Here is an 11,456-nt window from a genome sequence, read left to right as displayed (position 1 = left end):
AAATACTTAATATAGGTCCTGTTTAGCAATTATTTCCCTTCCCTCTTTAACTCAAATAACAGACGATAGACATCCATTTCGTATTGAGCCCTTGACTTTCTAGCCACTGTATCTAAGATTAGTCCACAAACAAATGCTAACATAGCCATTAAAACAAGTCCGACAGCTAGCACTGCAGATGGTAATTTATCGATTAACCCTGTTCTATAAAATTCACTTAAAACTGGAATTCCCGCAATTAAGCCAAAAATTAAAAAGATTAACGCCCACCAAGAAAAGAAAATTAATGGTTTATAGTCTTTAAATAGATTGAATATTGTTTTCAAAACCTTAAATCCATCAGTGAAAGTATTTAGTTTGGATTCACTACCTTCTGGTCGATCACGATATTCAATAGGAACTTCTACTAAATTAAAACGTTTATCCAAAGAATGAATGCTTAACTCTGTTTCAATCTCAAAACCTGGGCTTAAAACAGGAAAGCTTTTAACAAATAACTTGTTGAATCCTCGATACCCTGTCATAATATCTTGATAGTTTGCTTTATACAATCCATTAATTAAACTTCTGACCAAGCTATTGCCTAACCCATGAAAAGCACGTTTATTTTCTTCTGCATAAGTCCCATTTGATAATCGGTCACCAATCGTCATATCTGCGCGCTTTTCTTGAAGTGGCGATAATAGTTTAAAAACTTCTTCAGCTGGATAAGTATCGTCCCCATCTGCCATGATGTAATAATCTGCATCAATGTCTCGGAACATGGATCGGACTACATTCCCTTTTCCTTGCTTAAATTCTTTTCGAACAATTGCTCCTGCGGCTTTAGCTATTTCAAAAGTATTATCGCTTGAATTATTATCATAAACATAAATGTCAGCCTCTGGTAAAACATTTTTAAAGTCTTTAATAACTTTCTCAATGGTTTTTTCTTCATTGTAACATGGTAATAATATTGCTATTTTCTCTTTCATTAACTATTCCACCTTATCATCAATTGTTTTATTATATTTTTTTCGGTATCAATCGCATCCCACGAAAGTAGATTCTGAAGTATTTTCTGGTTATATAATTTTTCGTTATTATTCTTTATTTCACAGGCAAGTTCCTCTTCTGTATATGAATGTCCTATTAAGCCCGTTAATTTTTCTAGATCAAAATACCAACCTATACTATTCTCATAATCTACAGCATCTTCTTGTAAAATAATGATTTTTTTATCTAAGTGAGCAAAATCAAACATAGCAGATGAATAATCTGTAATCAATATATCAGCTATTAAGTATAATTCCTGTATATCAGATATTTCATTAAAGAAACAATGAATACGTGGGTCTAAATTATTGTAATAATTGATTAACTCTGATTCTAAAGGATGCAATTTTACAATTAGTTCATATTCATTTGGCAACTGATTTAAAACTTTTATAAAATCAAGTTGACTGATAGCATCTCTTTTTTGTTTTCTCCAAGTTGGACAATACAAAATATATTTTTTCCCTAACTCGAAATTATAATTAAAATACTTCCCTAACAGCTTATTTTTTAATGCCGTATTATCTTTATTTTTTATCAAAAAAGCATTTCTTGGTGCGCCACTTTTTAAAATTTTTAATTGCGTGTTTTTTTCTAATTGAAAAGCACTTTCAAATAATTTTAAATTCCGTGGAGAAGAAGTAATCAAGTAATTCCATTTTTTCATTCTTGGGATAAATGCGGATACTTCAGTTTCTCTTTGACGAAAATCAACTAAATCTGCAACCATTTTTTTTAGAGGAACACCATGCCAAGTTTCTAAAAAAATCTGGCCCTCTACTTTGCCTGCTTTATCCAACGAATTCCCGTTCAATATCACTAACTTTGATTTTCTAAACTTTGTGACATATTGTTTTCCGCCTAGACGCACCGGTATCATTCCGTAAGAATATATTTCCATGTCAACTAATTCATTCACTGAGCTAACGTAAAACGTGTATTCAGGAAAATTTTTCTTTAACGCTATGGCAAGATATTTCGGATCACCTGTGAAAGATTTGCCATGAAAAGATTCTACAAAAACAAAATCATCCCTCAGATTTCCCTTTAACAGTATATCACTTGTAGGAGTTGCCTCTGTTTTTCTCATCAATCTCTTTAACATTTCTTTAGTTTTCACAGAAGAAACAACAGGTCCGATAACCCTCATCTCTTTTAATCTAAGATAAATCTTAAGAGCAAATGTATCTTTACTTAGATTATTCTGATCATAAATCATTTGATATAGATTATCTGTTTTGCCTTCGAAACGTTGCTTATTTACTAGCGGCGCGGATAGAATTGTTTCTTCATATTTCTTGCCATAATCTTCCAAGGGGCTCAAGTCTTCAACCAAAGGGATGTCGTGTTTGAACAAATGCAGCTTTTCAGAGTAATTATCGTTTACATAATGAATAATCTCTTGTGCATCTTTTATAATGTTCTTCTCTAACCAACAAAAACTTTTGAAGTCACGATAAATATCCTTTAGTGAATTGTCGTCTCCTTTGTATAAAACGATTGGAAGGCCATCTATAAATGCTTCAATAATAGAATAACCAAGAGTTTCATAACGAGCTGTTGACAAATAGATTCCATATTCAGGCACTTTATGATTCAAGAAAACATTCTCACTTAATTGATACAATTCAATTAGGTTTTTATATAAAATTTCACCGGTTCCAGTTCCATTAATATATAATTTATAATGATTTTTGCCTGCTCTGTGAACTAGATAATCCATTAACTTAATACTATAAGCTATATCTTTCTGTGATTCATCAAATCTTGAATATACTAAAAAATTGACTTCCGAATTTATATTTTTCAAAGAGATATCTTTATTTTGTACCTTGTTTGCCAAATGACGAATACTTACTGGAAAAACAACAATATTATTATCTTTAAATTTATCCTTTAGTGTTTGTTTGATCTTTTCTGTTGCTACTCGATATGTATCAATAGCATCAGGTGCAAAATCGGTTTCTGGATCAATTAAACTCAGAGGTGTGTGGACTTCTCCAATCACTTTTACTTGAGGGAATTTTTCCTTAATTATTTTTGCAAAGACAAAAAGGCTTTCTCGAGTGATGATATACGTATCTGCTTCCTGACTCTCTGAGAAATCTTTTAACTGATAAAATTGAATTTTGTCTGGATTAATAAATAATTTTTTTATTTTTTTCACTTTCAGGCTAGAAAAAGGTAATAAATTGAAATAGATAATTTCTTTATTATCTGCTAAAAATTCATTGATTAGATTTGTATTACTTCGAGTTGTTCCTCCTGTACCAAATAAATCATAACCAACTATTCCTATTTTTCTTGTCATAACTTAATCGTCTCCTCTAACCTTCCACCACAAACTTTTCACCACAAAGATAGGCAACTGAATAATCCGACCAATCCGTTTCGGATTACTTAACGAACGATAAAGCCACTCTAAATGTAAGTTTATAATCATTTTTGGCGCTCGTTTTACTCGTCCGCTTAAAACATCGAAACTCCCTCCTACATCTTGTAGGACAGTAACATTTAAGCGAGATGTGTTACGAGCCAACCATTGCTCTTGACGTGGAAATCCCAATGCTACAAAGAGAAAGTCTGGCATTGCTCTATTAATCATTTCAACTACTTCCACTTCTGATAAAGAAGTGTAACCATCTATTCCACCAGTAATTGTCAAGTTAGGATATAATTCACGAGTATTTTCTATGGCATCAAATAAAACTTCGGGTTTCGCTCCATAAAAAAAAACTCTTTTTTGATGATTATTAGCATATTCTAAAAATTTCACCATTAAATCAAATCCAGCTACGCGTTCTTTAATTTTACCACCAGTTAGTTGGGAAACTAGCACTATTCCAATTCCATCGGGAATACGATGTGTACTTTGTTTGATAAATTCTACTATGTCAGGATATTTTTTTGCGTCAACAGCTATTTGTGGATTTATGCTAATCGCCGTCATTTTCTTTCCATTCTCAAAATATAAAGGCAATTCTGCCAAAATAGTTTGATAAGTAACCTGATCAACAGGTAATCCCATGATTACTTCAGTATTCATATTGTGCGTTCACCCACTCTACTAGTTGTTCTATGGCATTCCCTTTAACATATGTGTTCCATTCTTGGTTGAATTGGTTTAAATCACTTGTTCCCTTTTGTATGATTCTGACAAGTTCATCTTGTGTTTTAGCTATGCTCTTTTGTTTTTTGAAACAATCTTGGATACCAACAGTTTTATCATATAAATCATAATCATAACAAAAATAGCAAATCATACCACTCGGGTTGCTTAAACTATACTCAAAAGGTATTGAAGAATAATCAGTCACTAAACAGTCGATTATCGGAAATAAATCTTGGATTTTGTAGCCTTCAAAATTCGTTATGATTCCTTCAATTTTTTTTAAATGTTGTAACTGCTTTAAATCATGGGGATGAAGTTGCACAAGAATGTTCCACTCAGGTAACTCTGTTAGTAATCTGTTAAAATCAATAAAAAAATCTCCTCGTTCTTCCCTGTAGGTTGGTGCGTAGAGGAGCAATTTTTTTCCTCCAAAAATTTTTTTCATTTCTTTTATTTTTTCATCATCACGTTTAAAATACTGATCCGTTGGTGGATAGCCAAAGGGTAAAAAAGTCAATTCACGTTGATAGCTTCTCTCAAAAATTGACGCCATTTTAGGTGAACTTACCACATAGTGGGTATATCGACGATAAACATCCTTATAACGTTTTTGATCGGCCTGGGTTGCTTTTTTAGCATAGTGAGCTTCTAAACCGAATTTTTTAATTGCTCCATTAGCATGCCATAGTTGAACTATTTTTGTTTTGGGTAAAAAGTCAATCCCACCTAATATAGCAAAATAGTTATCGCACAATATAACTCTTGCGCTTTTCAATAAAGGAACAATATGTCTAAATAAAATCAGTTGTGAATCGATACAGTAAATTGGACATCCTTTTTCTTGATAAGTTCTTGCTAAATCAGTTGCGTTCTTTGTATAACAAATTGTCAGTCGTTTTTGATATTTCTGAAACAACTTCTCAATTATATAATTGCTTGTACTAGGAAAACTAAGTAAATAAACAATTTGCTGATGCTGTTTCTTATTTTTTTTAGCAAATCGCTTAATTGTGAATAAATAACTTTGCTTAATTTTCGCAAGAAGCCATGATTTCATCACAGTATCCCTTTCTTTTTTTACGCTACCTTTCATTTTACCCGATATTCATCTAAAAGAAAATAATTGTAATAAAACCGTTATATTGTTACCAATAATGAAACATAAATGAAACTTCAAAATAAAAAAATAACAGATGATTGAATAGTTACCAACCATCTGCATTTCCCTAAGGATAAATCCGATTCAACAACCGTGGAAACGGAATGGATTCTCTTACGTGCTCGATTCCTGATAACCAGGTAACGGTCCGTTCTAGTCCAAGTCCAAAGCCGGTGTGAGGAACTGAGCCGTACTTGCGTAGGTCTAAATACCATGAGTATTCGTTTTCGTCCAAGCCATGGGCGCGGATTTGCTCTAGGAGGTATTCATGATCGATGGCACGTTCAGAACCACCTATGATCTCGCCATAGCCTTCTGGTGCGATCATATCGGCACAGATCACGACATCTTCTCTCGTTGGATGTGGCTTCATATAGAAAGGTTTGATGGCTTTTGGATAGTTTAAGATAAAGACGGGCTGATCGAATGAATTGGCAATAAAAGTCTCATGTGGTGAGCCAAAGTCATCGCCCCATTGAATATCATCAAAGCCGTTCTTTTGTAATAATTCCACTGCATCATCGTAAGAGATTCGTGGGAATGGTAATTTGGTGTATTTTTTCAAGACTTCACGGTCACGACCTAAGACGTCTAACGCATAGGCACAGTTATCGAGCACATTTTGCACTAAGAATGCCACGTACTGCTCTTGGACTTCTAAACTTTCTTCTTGGTGCATAAAGGCCATTTCTGGTTCAATCATCCAAAATTCAATCAAGTGACGACGTGTCTTTGATTTTTCGGCACGGAAAGTTGGTCCAAAAGAAAAGACTTTGCCAAACGCCATAGCGGCAGCTTCCATGTACAATTGACCGGACTGAGATAGATATGCTTTTTGATCGAAATAGTTGGTTTCAAATAAATCGGTCGTTCCTTCTGGTGCTGATCCGGTTAGGATCGGTGGATCGATTTTGATAAAGCCATTCTTGTTGAAGAATTCATATGTTGCCCGAATGATTTCGTTTCGGATTTGCATGATGGCATGTTGTTTTGAAGAACGCAACCATAAGTGACGATGATCCATTAAGAAATCTGTTCCGTGTTCTTTTGGTGTGATTGGGTAATCGTGGCTTTCACCGACAACTTCTAAACCAGAAATGCCAATTTCATAGCCAAATTTTGAGCGGCTGTCTTCTCTGATTTCCCCAGTGACCAGTACGGCAGTTTCCTGATTTAAATTTTTCGCTAATTGGAAAACTTCTTCCCCTACTTCACTTTTTACAACGATTCCTTGAAAATATGCTGTTCCGTCGCGAAGTTGTAAGAAGGCGATCTTGCCGCTAGAACGTTTGTTAGCAACCCATGCTCCGATTTGAACGGTTTCGCCAACGTGTTTTTTTGCATCTAAAATTTGAATAGATTCCACTTGATTCTCTCCTATCTAATTAATAAAGGCACCATAGAGCATTTTAAGCTTTTTGGCGCTTCTTTTCAACAAAATCATGGATTCGTTTGGTAGCTTCCGCTAACGTGTCCCAATCAGTTGCATAGCTGATCCGTAAATAATCCGGTGTGCCAAAACCAGCACCAGTCACTACTGCCACGTGGGCTTCCATTAGTAAAGCTTCTACGAAGGCATCAATGGTTTGATAGCCGCACATTGTCATGGCTTCTTTGACATTTGGGAACAAGTAAAACGCGCCTTGGGGTTTCGTCACCTTAAAACCAGGAATAGCGGCAATTAGCGGATATAGTTTATTCAAGCGTTCTTCGAAGGCCTGACGCATCACTTCGATCGATTCTTGATTACCAGTCAGTGCCTCAACTGCTGCGTATTGGCTAGCAGCCGGCGGGTTGCTGGTAGCTTGGGAAGCGATATCGACCATCGCTTTGATGATTTTTGCATCGCCGACAGCAAATCCGATCCGCCACCCAGTCATAGAATAGGTTTTTGAAACGCCGTTGATCACGATGGTTTGTTTGCGGATCTCTTCAGATAGGCTAGCGATTGATGTAAAGGTATTGCCGTTATAAACCAAACGACCATAGATATCATCCGCTATGATCCAAATATTATTTTCCACTGCCCAGTTGCCGATTGCCGTTAATTCTTCTTTTGAGTATATCGCCCCTGTTGGGTTGGCAGGCGAGTTTAAAATGATGGCTTTCGTTTGCTCTGTACGAGCGGCTTCTAATTGAGCAACAGAAACTTTAAAATCTGCTGATTGCTTAGCTTCAACAAACACAGGTGTCCCTTCTGCTAAACGGACTTGTTCCGCATAACTGACCCAGTAAGGAACTGGAATGAGTACTTCATCCTCTTCATCAAGAAGCGCTTGAAACAACGTATACAGGGCAAATTTCGCGCCATCTGTCACGATCACTTGGTTTGAATCATAGTCAGCACCATAAAACTCTTTCATATAAGCAAGAATCGCCTGTTTTAGCTCTGGAATCCCAGCAGTTGCTGTATAAAAACTAGCTTTGCCGCTCTCAATCGCTGCAATCGCTGCTTGGCGAATGTTCTTCGGGGTAATAAAGTCGGGCTCACCGACGGTTAGACTTAATACGTCTACACCTTGGTCTGCTAATGCTTTTGCCTTAGCAGATGCCGCTAACGTAGCGGAGGGTTCTAATTTTTCTGCTCTTTTTGAAAGTACCATGTTTATCATCCTTCCTACGATCCAAATTTCTGTCTATCAAAAGCGCCTTTTTATAGTTCAGTGACCGCTTTGATTTCTTCTCCATCTTTGAAACCAATCAAATAATAGTTCAAGCGGCCTTGGTCGTCTTTAGTCATGACTTCCCAAGCGGGCTCGCCTTTAAAAATACCCAATGCTGCTTTTTGGATTTCCTGCCCTTGATGGTTGTCGCGAACGAAGGCTTTGGCCTGTGCTTCCGTCAATCCATCCCCTTGATTAAAAACGGAAACCTTTTCGCCGCTTTTAGGAATGATCACGACGATCTCATTGTTATTCGTATCTTTTCCAACAATGCTAAAAGATGTTTCCTCACGGGTGAACCAATAAAATTGTTCGACCTCTGCTAAATCGGTGTATCTTTCTGCTATTTCGATCGCTTCGTTTCTTGCTTGCCGCATTGGACGAGAAGAACGGAGATAGAAAATAGAAGCGAAGAGAATAACGACCAGTAAAACCGTGATCGCACTCAGCAAAATAATCACTCGCCGATGTTCTTTGTCTTTTGTTTTCACACTTCGTACTCCAATCTTAAATAAAACTCATTATATCAGATGTTCGACTCATTTTTCAAAATCAACCGCCGCTTTTTCCTCTTGCGCAAAAAAATGTTGAATATCTTCGGCAATTTCGGTTGGACTAGCTTCAATCAGAGGTAAGTTTTTAGGCAGACCTTTGACCATCCGTTTGCCATACTTCGTTGATAACAAGCGTCGATCAAGGACGACCATCACGCCTGTATCCTCTTCAGAACGGATCAAGCGCCCCAACGCTTGGCGTAGCCGTAGAATCGCTTTAGGTAAGGCATCTTCTTTGAAAGAATCGATGCCTTCTGCTTCCAAGAAGGCATGCCGTGCTTGGACCATTGGTTGCTTAGGATTCTCAAAAGGTAAGCGAGTCACCACAGCGATCTTCAAGGCCTGACCTGGTAGGTCGACCCCTTCCCAAAAACTGCTAGTCCCTAATAAGATGCCATTTTCCGCTAATAAAAATTTCTTTAAGATTTTCTCACGGGTTCCGCCAGTTCCTTGAGCAACGATTTCTCTGCCATAATGCAGGGCTTTTTTATTCAATCGATCATAGACATTTTTCAAAGTTTCGTGCGCCGTAAACAACACAAGCGCTGGTTGCGGATTGTCAAACAAAATTGGGACTAACGCTTCGACTAAATAATCCGCGTATTCAGCAGCTGATGCTTGTTGGATCGAGAGTCCTTTTTTAACTACATAGAGTCGAGTTTGTTTGCTGTAGTCATAAAAAGCGGGAATCGTTTTGACTGGCACATCGGTCAAGCCAATCTGATGGGCAAAATATTCTTTATTTCCTGGGATCTTCAATGTCCCCCCAAGATAAATGATGTGCTGATAGCGTTGATACCACGTGCTTTCCACGATCGAATGCCCTTCTAGATCAGCTAATTCAATCACAGCATTTCCTGACTGGGGATGCTTTTTCAACCAATGAACGTAACGAGGATGCCACCAAGTCAACCATGCGGTCACCGTTTGTTCCTGGGTTTCCATTTGACCAAAGAAATCAAACAAACGAGCAATCACGATTCGTTGTCTTGCATACCACCGATCATTGGTCAACTCGAATCGCTGACGCAACTGTTGTTGGATCTCATTGATTTCTTGATAGTAAAGGCTCAATTTCTGATGAAGCTTGTCTTGTTCTAACGTGCCATCATAGAGGTCGTCATGGTGCACGACTTGTAGCTCTGGCGCATCGATCGACAAACTGCGAAAATACTGTTCTTGTGTTTCGACCAAGATCGACAACGCGTTTCGATACAACGAGAACATCCGTTGCAGAAAGTCATCCTCGGTAATGATTTGGGCAATTTCTTCAAATAGCCCTTCTTCATTTAGCTGTAAAAACTGCCGCTTGAAGTGAGCAGAGTCAAAAACATGTTGACTAAAGCCTTCTGCTTGCTGCGGCAACTGTTGGGCTTCATCAATCAATAAGTAATCACTCGTTGGCAACAGTGGCTGCGCTCGCCGGTTTTCCTGCATCAAAAAGGCATGGTTGACGATCAAAACATTGCTTTGCGCCATCCGCTTATATAAATGTCGAACAAAATCTTGTTCATAGAAGGGTTGATCTTTGGCTAAAAAAGCAACGCCGCGATGGCGGATGTCGGTAAATAAAGGATGATCAAGTCGAACCAAGTTCAATTCATCGAAATCCCCCGTTTCTGTTTTAGTCAGCCAAACTAAGATCCCCATTTGGTATTGCGCATATTGCTTTTGCTCTATCGGTTGATCAAGGGTCGCTTTAAAACGCTGCAAATCAATGTAATGACGATGACTTTTGACCAAAACTGCTTGCAAAGGTTGCTGCAGTACTTGGTTTACCAAAGGAATGTCTTTGTTGATGATTTGATTTTGCAATAGAATTGAAGAGGTACTAACGATCAACGGATTTTCTGGTGTCACTAAATAGGCGGCTGGAAACAAGTAACCAATGGTTTTCCCCATGCCTGTTTCTGCTTCAATGATCAGATTTTTCTCTGGCTGGGTGTAATGCGTATACACTGCATTCATCAAGCGTGCTTGTTGTTTCCGATAGACTAAGTGCTGGCCAAAGCGCTGTTCTTTTTCCGTTTTAACTTTCGGATACGTTTCTTGAAAATGCGTAGATTCAAAAAGCGGGACGGTCTTTTTCCGCAAGACGATACCGTCGATCACTTCTAAATCTTCTGCCAACTCTGGGCCTTTTTCTTTTAAGATTCCATGGATATAGTCACTCGTTTGCATGCCCATTTGACCGCTTAAAAGCGCAATTTGTTTAAGGGTCGTTCGGGGCAGTTCTCGCATGATCGCTTCGATATACAAAAATAAAGCTGCGGTCACTTCTGCATCACTATCAGCTTGATGCGGGTTATCATGACGAAAGCCGATGCTATCTGCCAGATCGCCTAAACGAAAGCTGCTTTCTGTTGGTAGAAACACTTGCGCCAATTCCACCGTATCGATTCCGGGAAGTGATAAAGGCGGTAGCCCGCAACGCACAAATTCATTGCTTAAAAAATGATAATCAAAATAAATATTATGCGCCACAAAAATCGTGTTGCTGAGTAAGTTATAGATCGTATCAGCTACGTCTTCGAAATATGGCGCTTTGCTTACTTGTTGGTTTGTGATGTGTGTCAATCGTTGAATTTGCTTAGAAATTCTGCGGTCAGGGTTGATATCTGCGGCAAAACGATTGATGATCTTGCCATCTTGGACTAAGACACAGCCAAATTGAATAATTCGATCAATCGTCGAATCGGTTCCTGTTGTTTCAAGATCCACCACAGCGTATATGGGTTTCATTGTATTCCTCCTTGCACACTGTCTGCATTATACTACAAAATCAATGGCGATTACATCTGTTTTCCCACTAGATAAGAGGGTTCTCGGGAGGTAAAATTAGAAAACCAACCATTGGCGTTTCCTAGCTGAAGAAGTTTGTTGCTGTTCGCTGATCGCTTTTTTCGACAAAAAAAGGGATCTTTTTTATAATT

8 protein-coding genes are annotated in these 11,456 nt (G+C 37.8%); all 8 read right to left on the bottom strand.

The features are described 5' to 3' along the window. Positions 1 to 29: 29 nt before the first annotated feature. On the bottom strand, positions 30 to 974 hold the full coding sequence (locus tag IGJ42_RS05650; RefSeq protein ID WP_008381165.1) for a glycosyltransferase family 2 protein: 945 nt from the start codon (positions 972 to 974) through the stop codon (positions 30 to 32). Then, positions 974 to 3,346 carry a CDP-glycerol glycerophosphotransferase family protein gene (locus tag IGJ42_RS05645; protein ID WP_422705351.1) on the bottom strand — a complete coding sequence of 791 codons (2,373 nt, stop codon included), beginning with the start codon at positions 3,344 to 3,346 and terminating at the stop codon, positions 974 to 976. Before IGJ42_RS05645 ends, IGJ42_RS05650 begins: the two co-directional genes overlap by 1 nt. 3 nt (positions 3,347 to 3,349) lie before the next feature. Further along, on the bottom strand, positions 3,350 to 4,081 hold the full coding sequence (locus IGJ42_RS05640; RefSeq protein ID WP_008381161.1) for a WecB/TagA/CpsF family glycosyltransferase: 732 nt from the start codon (positions 4,079 to 4,081) through the stop codon (positions 3,350 to 3,352). After that, entirely contained in the window at positions 4,071 to 5,204 is a 1,134-nt protein-coding gene (locus IGJ42_RS05635; RefSeq protein ID WP_008381159.1) for a CDP-glycerol glycerophosphotransferase family protein, read from the bottom strand. Before IGJ42_RS05635 ends, IGJ42_RS05640 begins: the two co-directional genes overlap by 11 nt. A 169-nt stretch (positions 5,205 to 5,373) precedes the next feature. Beyond that, on the bottom strand, positions 5,374 to 6,672 hold the full coding sequence (gene asnS, locus IGJ42_RS05630) for an asparagine--tRNA ligase (RefSeq protein ID WP_086332213.1): 1,299 nt from the start codon (positions 6,670 to 6,672) through the stop codon (positions 5,374 to 5,376). 43 nt (positions 6,673 to 6,715) lie between these two features. After that, the gene (locus IGJ42_RS05625) at positions 6,716 to 7,909 is read right to left on the bottom strand and encodes a pyridoxal phosphate-dependent aminotransferase (RefSeq protein WP_034872200.1); all 1,194 of its coding nucleotides are present in this window, start codon (positions 7,907 to 7,909) and stop codon (positions 6,716 to 6,718) included. Positions 7,910 to 7,959: 50 nt separating this feature from the next. Then, positions 7,960 to 8,460: a DUF5590 domain-containing protein gene (locus IGJ42_RS05620; protein ID WP_005236934.1), complete on the bottom strand. Its 501-nt coding sequence runs from the start codon at positions 8,458 to 8,460 to the stop codon at positions 7,960 to 7,962. A gap of 48 nt (positions 8,461 to 8,508) precedes the next feature. Further along, complete coding sequence (locus tag IGJ42_RS05615; protein ID WP_008381153.1) at positions 8,509 to 11,265, bottom strand: helicase C-terminal domain-containing protein; 2,757 nt, start codon at positions 11,263 to 11,265, stop codon at positions 8,509 to 8,511. Positions 11,266 to 11,456 lie beyond the last annotated feature (191 nt).

Origin of the sequence: Enterococcus sp. DIV1067f, assembly GCF_050543505.1 — a bacterium.
Taxonomy (GTDB): Bacteria; Bacillota; Bacilli; order Lactobacillales; family Enterococcaceae; genus Enterococcus_D; species Enterococcus_D entomosocium.
This window is presented reverse-complemented; position numbering and strand designations above follow the sequence as displayed.

Excerpts from the sequence above, each read along its gene's own strand:
- IGJ42_RS05650 (WP_008381165.1), bottom strand. The coding sequence starts at position 974 with ATGAAAGAGAAAATAGCAATATTATTACCATGTTACAATGAAGAAAAA.
- IGJ42_RS05645 (WP_422705351.1), bottom strand. The coding sequence starts at position 3,346 with ATGACAAGAAAAATAGGAATAGTTGGTTATGATTTATTTGGTACAGGA.
- IGJ42_RS05640 (WP_008381161.1), bottom strand. The coding sequence starts at position 4,081 with ATGAATACTGAAGTAATCATGGGATTACCTGTTGATCAGGTTACTTAT.
- IGJ42_RS05635 (WP_008381159.1), bottom strand. The coding sequence starts at position 5,204 with ATGAAATCATGGCTTCTTGCGAAAATTAAGCAAAGTTATTTATTCACA.
- IGJ42_RS05625 (WP_034872200.1), bottom strand. The coding sequence starts at position 7,909 with ATGGTACTTTCAAAAAGAGCAGAAAAATTAGAACCCTCCGCTACGTTA.
- IGJ42_RS05615 (WP_008381153.1), bottom strand. The coding sequence starts at position 11,265 with ATGAAACCCATATACGCTGTGGTGGATCTTGAAACAACAGGAACCGAT.